Origin of the sequence: Affinundibacterium seohonense (assembly GCF_014284305.1) — a bacterium.
GTDB classification, from domain to species: Bacteria; Pseudomonadota; Gammaproteobacteria; order Burkholderiales; family Burkholderiaceae_D; genus Undibacterium; species Undibacterium seohonense.
The window spans coordinates 246,534-266,336 of record NZ_JACOFW010000001.1; the positions used below are offsets into that span (position 1 = coordinate 246,534).

The window sequence follows — 19,803 nt, forward strand, 5'->3', positions numbered from 1 at the left end:
TTGTTAGTTCATAAGCGTGAATCAGGTTTTACTTCTTGCAGAATCGTAGTGGCAATCTCTTCGATGGATTTCGCCGTCGACGATAGCCATCGTATGCCCTCACGCTTCATCATGGCTTCTGCCTCGTTCACTTCGTAGCGACAGTTTTCCAAAGACGCATACTTACTGCCTGGACGGCGCTCGTTACGAATTTCTGAAAGACGTTCGGGGGCAATGCTGAGGCCGAATATTTTTCCCTTAAACTCTGGTAATGCAGACGGTAATTTGCCACGTTCAAAATCATCTGGAATGAGTGGATAATTCGCGGCCTTAATACCGTATTGCATTGCCAAATACAGGGTGGTCGGAGTTTTGCCCGAACGTGACACGCCAACCAATATTACATCGGCCATCGATAGATTTTTATTTGATTGACCGTCGTCATGTGCCAGTGAGAAATTGATCGCCTCAATCCGGTTTTTATATTCTTCGGTATCTGCGATATTGTGGCTGCGACCCACTGTATGCGTAGATTTAATCCCAAGCTCTTCTTCTAAGGGCGCGACAAAAGTTTGAATCAAATCCATGTGCAAACCCTTGGATTTGAAAATGACATTCGCCAAATCTGGCTTTACCAGGGTAGAAAACACGATAGGTCGATTACCGGTTAACTCAAAAGCTTCATTAATACGCCTTACCGCGTCTTCCGCTTTGTCAATATCATCAATAAATGGCAAACGTACTTGCTTAAACTTAAGGTCGAATTGTGTTATGACGGAGTGTCCAAACGCCTCTGCTGTGATGCCAGTTCCATCAGAAACGAAGAAAACCGTACGATTGGCAACAGGAAGTACTGGTGAATTATGATCTGGCATAGGGTGTAGTTGTCAAATGTAGGTCAAATGAAGAGTGAAAATTGTACAGTAATTGATTGGGTAAACAAGGAATGTAGGAGAAATTCGACAAACTAAATATATCGAATTAGAAAGATCATAAAAATTTTCTGCTAAATGTGATTTTTGCAGCGCACAAGGTAAAATGCTGATCAATGTCACGTTGATGCTGGCAACAAAATAATAAATAAGCCAATACACAACGAACCGATGCGCAGCCGTTTTGCGCAGCGACGCAGTGCGAAAGATTTCTTATCATCAAAAAAGAGGTTGTTATGTCTAACGCAGCAAATATCGAGGCAAGCAGTGATTCTGTGTATGTAGCCTCGTTCGAAAACTTACGGATGACCGATGTTGATTCCGTAGGCGGTAAAAATGCTTCCCTTGGCGAAATGATTAGCCAGCTTGCTTCTGCAGGCGTGCGAGTTCCGGGTGGTTTCGCCACCACGGCACAAGCATTCCGAGATTTCTTGTCTCACAGTATCGACGGTGGTTTGCCATTGGCACAGCGCATTGCAGATCGTCTCGCCACTTTGGATATCGAAGACGTCAAAGAATTGGCTAGAGCCGGTGCGGAGATTCGTCAATGGATTATCGATACGCCTTTCCAGCCACGTCTGCAAAAAGAGATTGAAGAGTTCTATAACAAACTCGTTGCCGACTCGACTGCAGAAATGTCGTTCGCAGTACGCTCGTCTGCAACCGCCGAAGATTTGCCGGATGCGTCATTCGCAGGCCAACAAGAAACTTTCCTCAATGTCGTTGGTATCGACAATGTGTTGGAAGCGATGAAACATGTGTTCGCTTCTTTATACAATGATCGTGCAATTTCGTATCGTGTTCATAAAGGCTTCACGCATGCGGAAGTGGCATTGTCTGCTGGTGTACAACGCATGGTGCGCTCGGATTTGGGTGCGGCTGGTGTGATGTTCACAATTGATACTGAGTCTGGTTTTAAAGACGTGGTGTTTATTACGTCTAGTTACGGCCTTGGCGAAACTGTGGTGCAAGGTGCGGTGAATCCGGATGAATTCTATGTGCATAAGCCGATGCTGGAATTAGGCAAACTGCCAGTGATCCGTCGCAATATCGGTTCCAAATTGATCAAGATGGAATTCACAGGCGAAGCCAAAGCGGGTCGTTCTGTGAAGACAGTCGATGTGCCTATCGAACTGCGTAACCGTTATTCTTTGAACGATACTGAAGTCGTTGAATTAGCGAAATATGCGGTGATCATTGAGAAACATTATGGTCGTCCGATGGACATCGAGTGGGGCAAAGATGGACGCGATGGCAAACTCTACATCTTGCAAGCACGTCCAGAAACAGTGAAATCACAGCAAAAAGCAACCGACGCTCAACAACGATTTAAGCTCAAAGGCACAGGCGCAGTATTGGTTTCCGGTCGTGCGATTGGTCAAAAAATTGGTGCGGGCCGTGTACGTGTGATTCACGATCCTTCCGAAATGGAACGCGTACAACCAGGTGACGTATTGGTCGCGGATATGACCGATCCTAACTGGGAACCGGTCATGAAACGCGCTGCTGCTATCGTCACTAATCGAGGCGGTCGTACTTGCCACGCGGCGATCATTGCACGTGAGCTCGGTGTGCCAGCGGTGGTTGGTTGTGGTGATGCGACTGACTTGTTAAAAGACGGCACACTTGTAACCGTATCTTGCGCCGAAGGTGACGAAGGTAAGATTTATGACGGTTTGATTGAAACCGAAGTCACTGAAGAAGTTCGTGGCGAATTACCGAAATTGCCTTTGAAGATTATGCTGAACGTCGGTAATCCGCAATTAGCATTTGATTTCCAATCAGTGCCGAACGAAGGCGTGGGCTTGGCGCGTTTGGAATTCATCATCAATAACAATATCGGCGTACATCCAAAAGCAATCTTGGAATACCCAAATATTGATCCAGACTTGAAAAAAGCGGTTGAATCAGTAGCACGTGGTCACGCATCACCAAAAGCGTTTTACGTCGACAAATTGGCAGAAGGTGTAGCAACGATCGCAGCCGCTTTCTGGCCTAAAAAAGTCATCGTACGCTTGTCTGATTTTAAATCCAATGAGTACAAAAAACTCATCGGTGGCACACGCTACGAACCGGACGAAGAAAATCCAATGTTAGGTTTCCGTGGCGCGGCACGTTATTTGGCCAGCGATTTCGCCGAGTCTTTTGAAATGGAATGCACGGCAATGAAACGCGTGCGTAACGACATGGGATTGACCAACGTCGAGATCATGGTGCCTTTCGTAAGAACTTTAGGTCAGGCAGAAAAAGTCGTGAATTTGCTCGGTAAAAATGGCTTAAAACGCGGTGAAAATGGCCTACGTTTGATCATGATGTGCGAAGTCCCTTCGAATGCGATTCTGGCTGAAGAGTTCTTAGAATTCTTCGACGGTTTCTCTATCGGTTCCAATGATTTGACGCAGTTAACCTTGGGGCTAGATCGTGACTCCGGCATGGAGTTGTTAGCAGCAGATTTTGATGAGCGTGATCCTGCAGTCAAAGCGATGTTGTCACGTGCGATTTCTGCCTGCCTCAAAGCAGGTAAGTACGTCGGCATTTGCGGTCAGGGACCTTCTGATCATCCAGACTTTGCGGAATGGTTGATGCAAGAAGGTATTGAGTCAATTTCACTTAATCCTGATTCAGTGATTGACACTTGGAAGCAGTTGGCTGCCGTTGCTAAGTAAAATATCGAAATAATTTCTCGGTAAATTCAAGCGCGAAGATTCAATGGAGTCTTCGCGCTTTTTTGTTTGGAAAATCACTGGTATCAAACTCTGAACTGTTTGTGGTAAGTGAAAAATAGCAGTGACACATTTTACAAACTTCTTTATATTTCGTTAAAACGACTAAGGAAAATATTCGTGCCGTAAGTAGGGTGCAATAGCCAAAGGCGTATTGCACCGTCCGACAGTCGACCGATCAACAGCGAAGCAATTCATTTGCAAATCAAAAAAACAAAAGAAATAATTGTTCGCCATGATCAACCATCATACGGCGCAATACGCCTGCGGCTATTGACGTATATGGACTCCTCCAATATTGCAAATTTTTTTGTTCAAACAAAAGGTGTAACTGCTCGCGTATATCCGGCTTCTATCTGGGCACCGTCGCGCCCGATCCATAATGGAATCTGCGCGCTTGCTCCAGAACGCCCTAGCGACCTTATCTCATTCAAGACAGTGGACCTTCTCAATAGGCTGGTGATTCAAGCGCCGGTCTAACCTGTTTGCCATCACTTCAAAATTCGCAATTACCGCTGAAACACATTTTCGACTTCGATACTTTCCTCAGCGCCTACATCATTGCACCTCGATAGACTTCTTGCTTGCTCAAGATTGACCACGCAATTCTTGCGTTTTTGTTCGCTAAGGCCACCGTTGCAATGTTTCTGTTTCGCCTCAACATTAAACCTTGTGCCCATCGGCTACGTCGATCTAGTTTGTTGGTACAGGTATTCAATGCCGCTCGCGCACCATGAATTAGCAGCGTTCTCAAATACGTATCACCACGCTTACTGATGTGCCCAAGTCGTTCTTTGCCGCCACTTGAGTTCTGTCGTGGTACCAGACCTAACCATGCCGCCATATCGCGTCCATTAGAGAATTGTGTTGCATCACCCACTGCTGCGACTAAGGCGCTGGCCGTAATCGGACCAAATCCTTCGATTGCCATTAATCGTTGAATACGCTCATCTGATTTCACTGCTGCTGCGATACGTTGATCATGCGCCTTCACGCGATCGTCGACTTCTCTGAGTTCTTCTGCCAACTCACGCAATAACGGTAAAAAACGCACATTGAGTTTGTCATCGGTATTCTCTAACAACATAGGCAAAGCTTGCCGAACCTGCGATACCCCTAGCGCAATCACAATGCCAAACTCACCTAACAAGCCGCGTATTTCATTGCATAAAGCTGTTCTGGCGCGAATCAGGCGACTACGAATTCTGTGCTCAGCCTGAATGACTTGTTGATCCACATCTTTGATCGCAACAAATCGCATTGACGGACGACCGACGGCTTCACAAATCGCTTCTGCATCATTGGCATCATTCTTCCCGCTCTTTACATACGGCTTGACGAATTGCGCAGCAATCAATTTAACCTGATTAACCTGATGTCCATACTTGCGCAGTTCTCTTGCCCAGTAGTGTGAAGATCCACACGCTTCCATACCGATCAAACAGGGTGGTAAATTCTTAAAAAAATCGAGCCTTTGGGCACGGCGTAACTGCTTACGCAGCACCACTTTTTCTAATCGATCAACGCCATGTAATTGAAAAACTTGCTTTGCTAGATCGATACCAATTCAAGTAATATTCATTTGGACTTCTCCTCTGTGAACTAATCAGTTTTACCTCTAATTAGTTTGGCACATTTGATGCCGTAGGGGGAGGAGTTCATTCCATTGCCTTACGAAAAGATTGCGGGTTACTGAATTATTTTAATAATAATTATTATTTTTCAGACCAATCATTTTCTGACCATCCGTTTTCTTCGAGGTGAATTTCAAGAGCACTCATTAAATCCTCCGCATCAAATTCTTCATCAGCGTTGATTGCGTTCAAGATTTTCCCAGGAACTTTTGGTTTATTTTGACTTTGTTTCGCAACATATTCAAGATACTCAAAAAAGCTAGTATGAAAATCGAGATATGCTTGTGAATCATCCCAAATCTCTGGGATTGCCCCGGATACGAACGGCAAAGAAAGTCTTTCTATGCGATCAGGCGAGTCTAAATACATGTGTACGCGATTAAAGAAGTTGGTAAAGAGTTTTGGGTCAAACGGATTGACGGATATTTCATTGAGATACTTAGATAAATTCGGTACGATTTTCAATGCTTGACGTGCTGCATCTAGATACTCTTGATATTTTATTTCAAGACTTTCCTGAGATGTGTTTAGCTTTTTTTGTAGCTCCATCCATTTATTTATTTTTATAGCTCCAGCGGCATCGAGCTTTTCTTTCAATTCATGATTGAAAAAACTAGGAACCCAATATCCATAACATGTTTCGATTGAGTAAGGTTTGATTGATGCCCGAATGGTTCTATTTACTTCCGACTCCTCAGATTCGCTATTGGCTTCGTCGTCGGTTGATTTTTCAAGAAACGCAGCATGTTTTAGATTAAATGGACCGATCCCAGTGGTCTGATCCGCAAAAGGAAGTCGAATACCACCGATTAATTCCCGTTCTTCATTTGACAATAACTTTAGTAGTTCGCGAAATGGGTTAAATGTCGTTGTTAGTGATGCGATCGGCTTGAAATAAAGTATTCCTGTCTTGAAGAAGGAAACTAAACTATCGACCGGCATATCTTCTGAATCTAATGACGTTGCAGTCGTCCACGCACTATTAAAATACTCTAGTAAAGTTTGAGCGTTCGGAAGTGCAACGAGTAATTCTTCATTTTTGTAGAGAGCGGCATTTGTTGCGTTCGCTGAGCCAACCAACGCTGATATTTTTCCACCGCAATTGGTCAAAAATAATTTTGTATGAAACATACCTGGCGCACTCGCCAATCGAATGTCGATTTGACGCCCATTTGCACTAAGTGCGATCCTAAACTTCTTTAGATCGCGCTTCTGATCGTCTAAACGTTGGCCTCGGTATCCATTAAACATGAGGCGAATTGTCTGAACGGTCTTGTGCTTCGACATCAGGTCAGATATAAATGCTTCATCGTAGAAACCGGCAGCGATCGAAATTTCGTCCGCATTTTCCATTTGCTTTCGCATCCAAGAAATCGAAAGCTTTTCCAAAGAAGGGACATTTTTAACTCTAGTCGATGCGTAAAGTGTTAAATCTTGTTCTTGATGCGGCTGTTGGTCTATCGGGTTATTTTGACTTTCTCTAAACTCCCTGATAAACCTAGATAATTGGGTCGATCCATGCACCGTCATTAGGTGACTACTCAAAAAATCTTTGTCGATGCGCATTTTTTTTGCAAGTATTTTGATACTTCGATCATCATCGCGAATTTCGTTAATTGTTATTTCGCCAGAAAACTCTTCGTAAACTGGGTCGAGGCATGCCTCGATTTCTTCAGCAACAGATTCGAAAGACTTTCTTGGTGATCCACCTAGTTGATCAACAACGATTTCATTCCATTTTGTTAAAGGAAATAAACCTGCCGATACCAAGGTCTCTAGACTTGTGCCCGTTTGATAAACGATCTGACTAATCATTTCTTCTTTACTTCTTCGGCCGGGCTGTTCGTAATAATCATTAATGCTTTTGATGTCAGTGAATGTTAATTGTCGCAGTAATCGACGTGCAATAGATGCTTTTGCCATATCTGAAGGTCCTGTGAGGTTTACTCATTAAATTGAAGGTCATAAGCGGTGACCCTAGTTTTTGCAATCGATTTATTTTAAATAAATACAATTATTGCTTTTCGTTTTGATCTATATAACTGCCATTTTTGTAGATATAAGTAATGTTTTTTGCTGGTGCTATTGATTTACCAGGCTCTTTGCTCTCTGTTCCGGTACGTGTAATTAATAAATTTGGATATTCTGAAGTTGATCCACTATCAACAGAAATTGTACCTTTATGGCTATAACACGGCCCCATTAATAATATTCCGTCTTCATCAACTAGAGGTTCATCACTACAAGTTCCGGAGTTATCTCCACCAGTAGCAACATAGCCAGCATTAACCCAATTATTTTTAGCAAATATGTACACTGATTTGCCTTCATGAGTGTATCCCTGTCCGCTCTCAAATCCATCGAGCAACAACGCTACTGATTTTGATGAAAGTTTAAGAATTTCGAATTTTGCTTCTTGCACTGACCCCCATGTTCCTGCACCGCCAATCTTAGGCTGTTTTGCTATGACTTCCCATTTATCTAAATTCTGCTTATAAGTCACTACATCAACATCAACCCCATCAGCATGAGAGTCATTCGGCTTACCCTTTTCATCTAAACTTTGTGTAGAAAAAAACTTTGCATGATAATTGTTGCCATCAATTGTTATTGTTTTTTCAAACCAAAAACTCGTTAACTTATCAGGTGCAGTTTTTGCTTTTCCATTAAGTTCAGTTACGCCAAATAAGTCTTGAAAGGCTGTTGAGATACTTGGTAATGACGCTACTTTAAGTTCTTCCAATTTAGCATCTTGATTTATAGTTTGACTTGAATTTCTACTTTGATAATAAAATAATGCTAAAGCTCCGATTGCAAGAACTAATGCGCCAGAAAGCACACCTATGATGATTGATTGCTTTGTAAATGATTGCTGAGTCATATTTCCCACTATTTATTTTATGAATTTGAATTGATTTTATTTCGATAAGATAAGAAATATATCTTTAAGGATAGGAAATTCAAGCCACCTAACCGAAATATTCTACCTTAACCCCGTGAGCATAAGTGCAAGTATCGATACCCGCTGCATTTGGATATGTAATCGAAATGGATTGTTGCGCCTAGGAGCCGGGGTCAAACGTTCGCAGTAACAGTAATTTAGCTAGAGAGTTAAAGTCCGTCCTAGGAAATGTCCATACGACTCGGTAGCACGAAATAGCGGCGTTTGAGTAATCAAGGGTCGTGAGTTCTTTGCGACGCAGATACCCTGTGTCAAGCTAGTTGTCTCAAATTGATTTCACATTCTCGTCATAATTTGCGATTACATTACAGCCATCAAAACAAGAAAAAATATAGAATTAGTAACCCCTCAAATTACCTGCGAAAAGACCCTCCACATCATCGATGTCGAGGGTTTTTTTGTTTGTGAAATACCGATGACAATTTGTTAGTTATCGGGCAGACTGTTGTAATTCTTTTTAAGGAGAATAATAAATGGAAGCATGGACTTGGTGGTTGGTGTTAGCAGGTGTGGTGGTGATTCTGGAGCTGTTCACCGGAACTTTTTATCTATTGATGTTTGCCGTGGGCTTAGCCAGTGCATCGATCGCGTCTTTGTTTATCGGCTCGGTGCAATTGCAAATGTTGATTGCTGCTGTGATCGGTAGTGTTGCAACTTTAGCGCTACATAATAGCAAATATGGTTGGAAGGAAAGAGGCGATACCGCACGTGACCCTAATGTGAATATCGATATTGGTCAGCAATTGAAAGTCGATGAATGGCATGATCAGGGCAACGGTGTTTTCGTTGCCCGAACCAAATATCGTGGTGCAATGTGGGATGTGGAGTCGCGTCATGCCAATGGAAGCTCGGGCGTGTTTGTGATTGAAGCCGTAGAAGGGAGCCGCTTAATCGTGCGCCCCTCTTAATGAAAAGTCGTAAGTTCGTTTTGACTATGATCTAAACAAAATAATAAAGGAAATAAAATGGAAAATTCTAGCTTTGTCGTGATGGTGTTATTTGTCCTGGCCTTGGTTTTTATCATGAAGACCATCAAGGTCGTACCGCAGCAAGATGCGTGGGTGGTTGAACGTCTTGGTAAGTATCATGCGACTTTGGGCCCAGGTCTAAATATCGTTGTGCCCTTCGTTGATCGCGTCGCCTATAAGCATATCTTGAAAGAGATTCCACTCGATGTGCCGCCACAGGTCTGTATCACTAAGGACAATACGCAATTGCAGGTGGACGGTATCTTGTATTTTCAGATTACCGATGCGATGCGAGCTTCTTACGGTTCTTCTAATTACATTGCAGCGATCACACAGTTAGCACAAACCACACTGCGTTCAGTGATCGGTAAGATGGAATTGGATAAAACCTTTGAAGAACGCGATCACATTAATACGACGATTGTGAATGCGATTGATGAATCTGCAGCAAACTGGGGCGTAAAAGTGTTGCGCTATGAGATCAAAGATTTGACGCCACCAAAAGAAATTCTGCACGCGATGCAAGCACAGATCACAGCAGAACGTGAAAAACGTGCTCTGATCGCTGCGTCCGAAGGTCGTAAGCAAGAGCAAATCAATATCGCTACCGGTGAACGTGAGGCGTCCATTGCGAAGTCTGAAGGTGAAATGCAAGCGTCGATCAACCGTGCACAAGGTCAGGCTGGCGCGATTCTGGCAATTGCTGAAGCCAGTGCTGAAGCGATTCGTCAAACAGCGGCGGCGATTCGTGAACCTGGTGGTGCGGATGCGGTGAATTTGAAAGTGGCGGAGCAATATGTCGCTGCGTTTGCAAATTTAGCGAAGACCAATAACTCCATCATCGTGCCTGCCAATATGAGTGATATGAGTGGCTTGATTGCAAGTGCGATGCAGGTTGTGAAAGCGCAGAAGTAATTTTAAGACTGAAGGCAACTACCACTTATTTTTTTCGAAGTAAGAAAAAGTAATTGAGGTAATTAACAAAACCACCGACCTCATTCGTGAACGGTGGTTTTGTTTTTTTGCTACATTACTTTGATTTTTAATGTTATTTTAACTAAATGTTTTTATACTTAAATTTCTTAAGACACTTGAGGGTGCTGAAATGAAAAAGTATAGCAATGAGATTGCCGATGAATCGAGCAGTCATCAAAAAAGACGTCGGCAGATGTTGTTTTGTTCTTTGTTGCCGTTGAGTTTCTTTACTACGTTAGTAAATGGTAAACCAGACATTCCTGTTGAAACGCCTGTTGAACTCTATCCAATGGGTAGCAGTAGCCCATCAAACTTAGCTTTAGTTTTGCCACGACCCTTAGCGGACGCCCGTCAGCTAAGTGCCAATATCACAGACTATTTGATGAGTGAGAAATTGGATGGTGTGCGTGCTTATTGGGATGGACAACAGCTCTATTTTCGTAGTGGTCGTGTGATTAATGCCCCATCCTGGTTCACCGAGAAGTTTCCTTCACATCCTATGGATGGCGAATTATGGATGGGGCGCGCGCAGTTTGAGCGTCTATCTGGTGCCGTGCGACGCCAACAAGCCCAAGATAAGGAGTGGCGACAAATACAATATTGTTTGTTTGAATATCCCTTGGCCGCAGGAGACTTCCGTTTGCGTTTGCAGAAATTGCATAATATTGTAGAAGTATTACAGGTACCATGGTTACGTGTCATTCCACATGAGTCGTTAAAGTCAGTGGAACAAGTGGAAGCAAGACTGAAACAATTGATGTTGCAAAAAGCAGAGGGCGTGGTTTTACATTTGGCGAGTGCTGAATTTGAGGCTGGGCGCAGTGAGTTTGTCTACAAATTAAAACCTCAGCATGACGCGGAAGCCAAAGTGATTAGCATACATTCTGGCAAGGGAAAGTTTGAAGGAATGATGGGCGCTTTGGAGTTGGAAACACCAGAGGGAAAACGCTTCAAGTTGGGCACTGGCTTTGCTGATGAACAAAGAAGAAATCCACCACAGATCGGCTCTTTTGTCACCTATCGTTACCGAGATTTGACCTCAAGTGGATTGCCAAAATTTGCCAGTTTTGTACGAGTTCATCAACCAGAATAGGCCCGTAAAATTATTCAACTAGATATTTTTTTTGAACACGTTGATGAGGCCAGAAATTTTTAATCGTCTGAAATACGTGATGTATGTTTTAGATGATCTCGGGGTCGGTTTTTTTATTCATCGCAAAATAAAGCAGATAATCTATTCGCAGTTCTGGCATTTAGTCGGTGCCAGAATTTGATGGCTTCCCGCTTGTGCTTTAAACCTTTTCCATTTCTTCAGAATCGAGTGCAATAACGTGCGTTTGTAGTTGTCCGCGTTCGTCATGCCATTCCCGCATGATGCAAGCCTGGCCTTCTTCATCGATCGCAATAATTTTGAAGAAATTGCCGATCATCGATTCAATTAAAATACGTTCATCTTCAGGAAAGCTCTTGATAAATTGCTTGCTCAAGGTCGTCACACGAATGATGTCACCGATGTTGACTGCTTGTTGTTTGCAATCGATGATAGTTGGGTCGCTCATGTTTTATTCACTTTTATAGTTAGAAGATTGATTTTTTGCTGCTGGCTTTTCACGCCCGACGATGTAAAGAACGACCGCAATTAAACCAAAGGGAATCAGTGATAAAGCATCCGCATAGGCGCCGCTGAAGAATGGATTGTTGGCCGCAGCCCAATCGCCAATTTTCTTATCAAAGTCGGTCATGATCCCTGCGCTAAACGCGATCACAATACCCGCTAATGCACCACCAGCGATATAGCCAGAAGAAATCAAAACACCTTCACTACGATCACCTGCAGCTTGTTTTTCTTCTTCGTTTAAATGTTTGTTTTTCTCGAGTTTGTTGTTGCGACGATCGACTAACCAGCGAATCATGCCGCCGATAAATAAGGGGGCAGAAGAGGCAAGTGGTAAATACACACCAACGGCAAACGCCAATGACGGAATGCCTGACATCTCCAGGACCAGCGCGATAATTACACCAAATAATACTAAGGCCCAAGGTAGCTCGCCGTCCAATATCCCTTTGATGATGTAAGAGATGAGTACCGCTTTTGGCGCATCATATTTTTTTACTTCAGAGCCATCTGGGCGTGTATTGTGGGTGCCGTTAATGCCAGGATCTACTAGATAAACCACTTTCCCATTCGCATCGACCAAATACTTACCAGCAGGTGCTTGTGCATTGTCAGTTTTATGCCAGACCTTATAACTAGCATGATCCTGTTCCGCCTGCGGCCCTTGCAACTGCGCGCTTTCCGTCAGTTTTGTCACGTCGGTTTGCAAACCTGGCGCCACTTGGGCAATTGGGACATAGACTGTACTGGCATCATTTAGCTTCAGTAGGATTGGTCCTAAAATTAAAGCCGAGCAAAAGGCACCAATCAAAATGGCGTATTGCTGATACTTCGGTGTGGCACCGACCAGATAGCCAGTTTTTAGATCTTGCGAAGTGCAGCCTGCAACGCTAGAAGCGATACAGACGATGGCACCAACTGACAAGGCCGTCACATAGTATTGACCGCCTACCCAACCCATCAATAAAAAGATTAAACAGGTGAAAAGCAGGGTGGCCACGGTCATGCCGGAGATCGGATTCGATGATTGACCAATTTGTCCGGTCAATTGTGATGAGACAGTTGCGAACAAAAATCCAAACACCAAAATCAATAATGCACCTAGTAAATTCATATGGAGTGGCGTGGCCACAGTAATCACGGCAATGATAGCTAGTGCGCCGATGACCACCCATTTCATATGGATACTTTGTTCGGTACGCGGAACAATTTCACCCTCGACCGCTTTGATTTTCTTGCCGCTGAATCCAGATAATCCCGACGCCAGACTGCGCCAAATCAGGGGCATGGCGCGGGCTAGGCTGATCAGTCCGCCAGTTGCGACTGCGCCTGCGCCGATATATAAAACATAGGCGCCACGAATTTCATGCGGACTCATGTCGCTGATTAATTTTGTTGCTGGTGCTAGCGGTGTAAGTAAGCCATCGCCGAAAAATTTAATCAGGGGAATGAGCAGCATATATGACAAGACACCGCCTGCTGCCATGATAGAAGCAATTTTAGGACCGATGATATAGCCGACGCCTAGGAGTTCTGGCGAAATTTCAGTACCTATAGAGCCAGCTTTTAAAGGTGCGGGGAAGACGTATTCAACCGTATCTTTCCATCCTTTCAGCGCAATATTGCCGACCTTATAAATCAAACCAATGAAGAAACCACCGAAAATTATTTTAGCGCGTTTATTAGCGTCGGCTTGCGCGTTTGGATTGCTCGATTCGCCTGCGGCGTCGCGTGAAGCATCGTTGGCGGCAGCTTTAAGTACTTCGGCACAAGCGGTGCCTTCGGGATATTTGAGCTCATGATGTTTTTCAACGATCATCGTGCGGCGCATCGGGATCATCAATAAGATACCAAGCAATCCACCTAAAATCGCCACCAACATGACGCGATAAATTTCTAAATCAAAGCCCAAAATAAGTATCGCCGGCATCGTGACGCCAAGACCGAAGGCTAAGGACTCACCAGCCGAGCCAGCAGTCTGCGCGATACTGTTTTCTAAGATTGTTGAATCCTTGGCGCCCAGCTTATGCATCATGCGAAACAAGGTAATTGCAATCACCGCCACCGGAATCGATGCGCTGACGGTTAAACCAACTTTCAGAACCAGATATAACGATGATGCGCCAAAAACCATGCCGAGAATCGTGCCCATAATCAAGGCGCGTAAGGTAAATTCTGGCAAACCTGCTGCGGCGGGAATATAGGGTTTAAAGCTGCTTGTTTCAGATTGTTGCGACATACTTATCTCGTGAAAGGTGATACTTACATATGGCGGGGCCTCGATCGAACTTTAGGTAACAAACGAAAGTCCGTGAGACGGGCTGCATTATCCCGTGTTTTTTTACGTAAGTGTAAGTTTTGCAAACAATCCTTGGTTTGACTGTCGCGTGATGCCTACACTCCAGTTTGTAACTGTGGCAAAGATTTAATGCCCCGTATAGTCACGCTACGCCATGCGAATACCGCCAGCAGCAAGGCACAAGCACAAGAGAAACCAAGCGCATGTCGTAAGCCGAAATGCTCACCTAACCAGCCGCCGATTAATGCACCCGGGCCTGCAGGTAATAACGTGAGCCAGCGCATAGTGCTCGTGATCCTACCCAGTAGAGGTTCCGGTGTGACAGCTTGTCGTAAGGCGAGAAAATTAATAAAAATAAATATGCCGCCAACAGCGTACAAAATCAACATTAGTCCAAAAGCAAAGATACCAAATTGATTGGCGGGAGCGATGGCTAACAAACCCCAGCCAGCTGAACACAGCAAGAAACCGAGAATCATGCACAGACCTGGCCCAATACGCTTGCTAATACGATTTCCAATAATACTGGCCAGCACGGTACCGACACCCATGCAAACATAGCTGAGGCCGACTGCTTGTTCTGACAATCCAAGTGTTCGAGTAGCAAAGAGAATTTGTACGACTAATGCGGCGTGGTAGGCCATTTGCCAAACACCAACCGTTAATGCTAGGGCAATCAGAATCTTATTGTCGGTGACAAACTTTAGTCCTTCTTTCAAATCACGCCAGAAATTGGCATCGTGTGCCACCTCACGTTTTTCTTGAATGTTGATTTTCCGTAAAATGGCGGCAGAAGTTAATAGAAGGATAGCATCAGCAAATAAAGCCAACGGGGCACCCATTAACTTAATCAAGGCACCAGCGGTTGCAGGACCAGCTACCTCCGAGCCTGAGGTTGCTAAGGCATTTTTTGCGTGTGCTTCAATCAAGCGTTCGCGCGGCACAATTTGCGTTAATACAATTTGTGCTGCGGTGCCTGCGGTTGTATTCACCGCACCGATCGAGAAACCTACGATATATAACCAAGGCATAGTCAAAAGGTCGAACCACCAAGCAATCGGCACACTTGCGACCGCTAAGGAGATCGCAATTTCACCGCCAATATATACCGGTAACTTTCTTACTCGATCTAACCACACACCGGAGGGAAGTGATAGTAAAACATAGGGAAAAATCTCCATGAAAGTAAGTATGCCCATCTGCGTCGGACTCGCATGCAGTAACACGGCAGCTGTTAGTGGCAATGCCAGTAAGGTAATTTGTGCGCCAAACGAACTGATCAGAATCGAGATCCACAATCGGCGATAAACGAAGTCGCGCAATAGATCCTGCGCGGGAATGATGTTATCGATAGAAAATAGAGAAGTTATTTTCTCCAAGCTTCGTTTGATTTGATTGGGCTGCGTGGGTTTTTGCATGGTAATACGAGAATATATTATTGGATTGGGTAAGAGCCCTTGCGTATGGGCGCATTACAATAGCAAGTTAACGCGGAAACGTCGTACCCTGATTGATGGAGTACAACGAGGTGTCAGAAGTTCCGCCGTGAATCGATTACTAGCAGTTTATTTTAGACCGTAGAGAGTGTAGAGCGCATTATGTTAGCAGAACCAATTGTCATGATTGACTTTGAAACCACCGGCATGAATCCTGATCAGGGTGATCGCATTACGGAAGTGGCAGCTTTACGTATACAAGGTGGAGAGATTGTTGACCGCTATGTCTCGCTGATCAATTGTAATGTCAGGATACCTGCCTTCATTACCCAGCTAACTGGGATTACCCAGACGATGGTTAATCAAGCACCGTCCGTGGCCGAGGTGATGCCAGCGCTTTTAGATTTCATCGGTAACGACTATCTGGCCGCACATAACGCGAGTTTTGATGAAAAATTCTTACTCGCTGAAGCGCAAAATCTTGGTTTGACGAGCCGTCATCGAGGCACAATTTGTTCAGTTAAATTGGCACGACGCGTCTTGCCGGGAAAGGCGAGTTATTCTTTAGGGCCTCTAGCGACGAACCTCGGTTTGCGTTTTAAAGGCAAAGCACACAGAGCCGAAGCTGATGCTGAAGTCGCTGCGAACTTATTGCTACATATTGCGTCTCATCTCCAACAATCGCATCAAGTGCAAACCGTGTATCCAGCTTTGTTCGCACAAATTAATAAGCTGAGTGCGGCAAAAGTACCGACATTTTTGCGTGAATATGTACAAGGTGGAGCGGTGAAGGCTAGTGCGAAACAAAAAAAAATCGTGGGCGCGAGTGTTGTGCGTTATCGCCATTACAAGGGCGGCATTTATGAATTTGTGTGTGAAGCGACGCAAGAAGCGGATTTGCAGCCAGCAATTGTGTACCGGGCTCCCGATGGAAGTTTGTGGATTAGACCGAAATCGGTGTTCTTTGAAATGATTGATGTTGGCGGAAAAGTGGTGCAACGTTTCACTGAAATTGTTGAGTAATCACCACCGTGTCATTACCGTTGCCAGAACAATAGAAGAAATCATATGGACAGTATCGACTTAGAAGTCTTGAAAACTTGTGAGCAGTGGTTACGTGAAGGGCGACGCTGTGAACTGGTCACAGTCGTGAAAACCTGGGGATCAAGCCCTAGACCTGAAGGGGCAATGTTGGCGATTGCTGAAAATGGTCAGGTGATCGGCTCTGTCTCTGGCGGCTGCATTGAAGATGACTTAATTGCGCGCGTACAAAGCGAGGGATGCACGCGACAACGGCCTGAGATCGTGACCTACGGAATTACTGCAGATGAAGCGCATCGCTTTGGTTTGCCTTGCGGTGGCACAATACAGTTGGCGATAGAACCTTTGCATGCAGACAGTCAAATTGGCGCGTTATTGGCGCGTTTGGCGGCGCATGAATTGATTGCGCGTGAGTTGAATTTGCAAGATGGTTCTGTCGCTTTACATCATGCGGAAAACAATGATGTTTTGGCGCTGAGCGACTCCCACTTGAGAACGATCCATGGGCCTCGCTGGCGATTATTGATTATTGGCGCCGGACAGTTGTCGCGTTTCTTGGCGAGTATTGCGCTCGGCATGGATTATCAGGTCACGGTTTGTGATCCTCGCGAAGAATATCGAGAAACTTGGCAGCTTGAGGGCGTGCAGCTGGTACATGAGATGCCAGACGATACTGTCATTGCCATGCAGCTCGATGCCCGCAGCGCGGTAGTCGCTTTGACGCATGATCCTAAATTGGATGATATGGCGTTAATGGAAGCCTTAAAGTCATCGGCTTTCTATGTCGGTGCGATCGGTTCGCGATCGAATAATGCTAAGCGTAAACAGCGCTTGTTGGAATTGGATTTGAGCGCGTCACAGATCGCCAAATTGCATGGCCCCATCGGCTTGTATATTGGTAGCAAAACGCCGCCAGAAATCGCGATTTCGATTTTGGCGGAAATGACGGCGGTGAAAAATCAGGTGCCCGTGGTCAAGGAAAATCAAATCGACTATGCAAAAGAACGTATGAGCCTTAGCAATGCTGGTAGCTATCAGGTTTGAAAATCAAGATTTTCAAGGAAATTGAGTTTGTAAAGCCGGTTTTGGTCTGACTTTTGACGTAAAATTCAGGCTTACTATAAAAACTAAGAAAGCACAAATTATCATGAGCATTAAGTCAGATAAATGGATACGCCGCATGGCAGAACAGCATGGCATGATCGAACCGTTTGCACCTGATCAGGTGCGCCATGAAAATGGCCAAAAAATTGTGAGTTATGGCACGTCCTCTTACGGCTACGATATTCGTTGCGCAGATGAATTTAAGATTTTTACGAATATCAATAGCACGATTGTCGATCCTAAGAATTTTGATGAAAAATCCTTTGTCGATTTTAAAGGCGATGTTTGTATCATTCCGCCGAATTCTTTCGCTCTCGCTCGTACCATTGAATACTTCCGTATCCCGCGCAGTGTATTAACAATTTGCCTTGGCAAATCAACCTATGCACGTTGTGGCATTATCGTGAACGTGACGCCGTTCGAACCTGAGTGGGAAGGCTATGTGACTTTGGAGTTTTCAAACACGACACCATTGCCAGCGAAGATCTATGCAGGTGAGGGGTGTGCCCAGGTATTGTTCTTTGAGAGTGATGAAATTTGCGAAACTTCATACAAAGATCGCGGTGGTAAATACCAAGGGCAGGTTGGGGTTACTTTACCTAAGACTTAATGAACCGGATAAATCGCGGTTTTGATGCTTGAGAAAAAAGCAGAATCACTTTGAAGTGATTCTGCTTTTTTGTTATATGAAACCAAGATTGCGGTTGCTGAAATTAATGATGTTTGGAAACACGTCATTGATCTGTGTCGTACTCAGACCAAACCAGTTCGCTAGTGTGGCACCATATTGATCGACGGAGAATTGCGGTAGCAAACTGCCCGAGCCGACATCCTGCGTATGTTTAAGGCCCGTTACAGGGAAAGTTCCATAGATGTTTTTACCTTTCACTGCACCACCTACGATGAAATGATGTGAGCCCCAGCCATGGTCTGTGCCATCACCGTTACTGGTAAAGGTGCGACCAAAATCAGACGCAGTAAATGCAGTGACCTGTTGTCGCAAATCGCTTCCCATCAGATTACCCATCACGCCATCGAAATAGGATAAGGCATGCGATAGTTTTGCCAATAAATCCGCTTGCGCGGTGCGTTGTGCATCATGGGTATCGAAACCTCCCATACTGACAAAAAATACCTGACGTTTTGCGCCTAGGGCATTGCGTCCCGCAATAATACGAGCCACGGTTTGCAACTGCGTGGCGAGTGCATTATTGGCTAGTGCCCCAGTATTCGGATTCGTGTATTGCGTCGGATTTGGCACCCCGCCAGTGCCCGCGACGGCCATCGCTGGTGCCAGCATGCTTTGTGCACTAATCGCGCGGCTAGTCACGGCAGCATGTTCTTTTTGGAAATAATTGCTAGTGTCGCCACTGATGATGTTACGAAGTGTGCTTCCAGCAGTTGAGGAACCATATAGGCTGCCACTTAAACCCGCAATCGGCACCGCCCCTGAGGTACCAACCTGATATTGACGAATTGTTCGACCTGACAAAAATACGGCATTACCTGCGGCAGAAATAGCGGTAAACACAGGATTTGTATTATTCGCCGCCAATAAATCACCCATCCGTCCACCCCAACCATACGCAGCGCCTTCTGGTGCATAGGCTTGCCACAAGGATTGCTGATCATTATGGGAAAATAGTTTTGGCGGTAGGGGGACACTTGCTGCCTTATATTGTTCTAATGTGGTTGGCACAAGGAGAGGGCCAACATTCGCAATAATTGCAGCACGTCCGGCATCGAACAAGGTTTTTAGTTCTGTCATTGCTGGATGCAAAGCAAAAGTACGACCCGCTTGCACGCTGTTTGGCGATATCGGTATGACCCCGCCTGAGGCACCCACTTGTGGCAGGGCGATTGAGCCTGCCTCATTGGTAGTTCGCACCGTGAGATACTGGCTCCAGGAGGTGGAGTCAGTTGCCAACACCGTGTTGGCGTGGTCATTGGCGCCATTCAAAAAAACGCAGATCAAGGCTTTGTAGTCACTCACATTACTCTGTGCAGCAGCCGACCCCATCGTCGCCAGATTGATCGCAAAAGGCGTTGCCAGTCCTAATGCCCCCGTCGAACCAAGCAAAGTCGATAGGCGTAAAAATTCGCGGCGTGAAACTTTGTAGTTGTGCATACGCTTC

General features: G+C 44.9%; 15 protein-coding genes. 7 read left to right on the plus strand and 8 right to left on the minus strand.

Annotated elements, in window-relative coordinates; genetic code table 11:
• Nucleotides 1-8: 8 nt before the first annotated feature.
• The gene (ppsR, locus tag H8K52_RS01070; protein WP_186920656.1) at nucleotides 9-854 is read right to left on the minus strand and encodes a posphoenolpyruvate synthetase regulatory kinase/phosphorylase PpsR; all 846 of its coding nucleotides are present in this window, start codon (nucleotides 852-854) and stop codon (nucleotides 9-11) included.
• Nucleotides 855-1,147: 293 nt separating this feature from the next.
• On the opposite strand from ppsR, the gene ppsA reads away from it, so the two are divergent.
• Nucleotides 1,148-3,577 (plus strand): phosphoenolpyruvate synthase, encoded by a 2,430-nt coding sequence (gene ppsA / locus H8K52_RS01075; protein WP_186920657.1) that lies wholly within the window; start codon nucleotides 1,148-1,150, stop codon nucleotides 3,575-3,577.
• Between the two features lie 610 nt (nucleotides 3,578-4,187).
• Here the strand turns inward: ppsA and H8K52_RS01080 are convergent.
• The 3 genes from H8K52_RS01080 to H8K52_RS01090 form a co-directional block, all read right to left on the minus strand.
• Nucleotides 4,188-5,201 (minus strand): IS110 family RNA-guided transposase, encoded by a 1,014-nt coding sequence (locus H8K52_RS01080; RefSeq protein ID WP_343044122.1) that lies wholly within the window; start codon nucleotides 5,199-5,201, stop codon nucleotides 4,188-4,190.
• Between the two features lie 148 nt (nucleotides 5,202-5,349).
• Nucleotides 5,350-7,191: a phospholipase D family protein gene (locus H8K52_RS01085; protein WP_186920658.1), complete on the minus strand. Its 1,842-nt coding sequence runs from the start codon at nucleotides 7,189-7,191 to the stop codon at nucleotides 5,350-5,352.
• Between the two features lie 91 nt (nucleotides 7,192-7,282).
• Nucleotides 7,283-8,149: a hypothetical protein gene (locus H8K52_RS01090; RefSeq protein WP_186920659.1), complete on the minus strand. Its 867-nt coding sequence runs from the start codon at nucleotides 8,147-8,149 to the stop codon at nucleotides 7,283-7,285.
• 554 nt (nucleotides 8,150-8,703) lie between these two features.
• Between H8K52_RS01090 and H8K52_RS01095 the strand changes: the two genes are divergently transcribed.
• The 3 genes from H8K52_RS01095 to H8K52_RS01105 all read left to right on the plus strand — a co-directional run bounded on the left by H8K52_RS01095 (nucleotide 8,704) and on the right by H8K52_RS01105 (nucleotide 11,266).
• Nucleotides 8,704-9,138: an NfeD family protein gene (locus H8K52_RS01095; protein WP_186920660.1), complete on the plus strand. Its 435-nt coding sequence runs from the start codon at nucleotides 8,704-8,706 to the stop codon at nucleotides 9,136-9,138.
• A gap of 57 nt (nucleotides 9,139-9,195) precedes the next feature.
• Nucleotides 9,196-10,113, plus strand: a complete 918-nt coding sequence (locus H8K52_RS01100) for an SPFH domain-containing protein (protein WP_186920661.1) — start codon at nucleotides 9,196-9,198, stop codon at nucleotides 10,111-10,113.
• Nucleotides 10,114-10,303: 190 nt separating this feature from the next.
• Nucleotides 10,304-11,266 carry a DNA ligase gene (locus tag H8K52_RS01105; RefSeq protein ID WP_186920662.1) on the plus strand — a complete coding sequence of 321 codons (963 nt, stop codon included), beginning with the start codon at nucleotides 10,304-10,306 and terminating at the stop codon, nucleotides 11,264-11,266.
• 199 nt (nucleotides 11,267-11,465) lie between these two features.
• On the opposite strand, the gene H8K52_RS01110 is transcribed toward H8K52_RS01105, so the two are convergent.
• The 3 genes from H8K52_RS01110 to H8K52_RS01120 all read right to left on the minus strand — a co-directional run bounded on the left by H8K52_RS01110 (nucleotide 11,466) and on the right by H8K52_RS01120 (nucleotide 15,505).
• Complete coding sequence (locus H8K52_RS01110; RefSeq protein WP_186920663.1) at nucleotides 11,466-11,732, minus strand: hypothetical protein; 267 nt, start codon at nucleotides 11,730-11,732, stop codon at nucleotides 11,466-11,468.
• Between the two features lie 3 nt (nucleotides 11,733-11,735).
• A complete protein-coding gene (locus H8K52_RS01115; protein ID WP_186920664.1) occupies nucleotides 11,736-14,027 on the minus strand; it encodes an OPT family oligopeptide transporter in 2,292 nt (763 codons plus the stop codon).
• Between the two features lie 155 nt (nucleotides 14,028-14,182).
• Nucleotides 14,183-15,505, minus strand: a complete 1,323-nt coding sequence (locus H8K52_RS01120) for an MFS transporter (RefSeq protein WP_186920665.1) — start codon at nucleotides 15,503-15,505, stop codon at nucleotides 14,183-14,185.
• A gap of 180 nt (nucleotides 15,506-15,685) precedes the next feature.
• On the opposite strand from H8K52_RS01120, the gene H8K52_RS01125 reads away from it, so the two are divergent.
• The 3 genes from H8K52_RS01125 to dcd all read left to right on the plus strand — a co-directional run bounded on the left by H8K52_RS01125 (nucleotide 15,686) and on the right by dcd (nucleotide 18,278).
• Nucleotides 15,686-16,546 (plus strand): DUF1653 domain-containing protein, encoded by an 861-nt coding sequence (locus H8K52_RS01125; RefSeq protein ID WP_186920666.1) that lies wholly within the window; start codon nucleotides 15,686-15,688, stop codon nucleotides 16,544-16,546.
• A gap of 45 nt (nucleotides 16,547-16,591) precedes the next feature.
• Entirely contained in the window at nucleotides 16,592-17,608 is a 1,017-nt protein-coding gene (locus H8K52_RS01130; protein ID WP_186920667.1) for an XdhC family protein, read from the plus strand.
• Between the two features lie 103 nt (nucleotides 17,609-17,711).
• Entirely contained in the window at nucleotides 17,712-18,278 is a 567-nt protein-coding gene (gene dcd / locus H8K52_RS01135; protein WP_186889674.1) for a dCTP deaminase, read from the plus strand.
• A 72-nt stretch (nucleotides 18,279-18,350) separates the two neighbouring features.
• Here dcd and H8K52_RS01140 read toward each other — a convergent pair whose 3' ends face one another.
• Nucleotides 18,351-19,796, minus strand: coding sequence for a DUF1501 domain-containing protein (locus H8K52_RS01140; RefSeq protein ID WP_186920668.1), 1,446 nt, complete (start codon nucleotides 19,794-19,796; stop codon nucleotides 18,351-18,353).
• Between the last annotated feature and the right edge of the window lie 7 nt (nucleotides 19,797-19,803).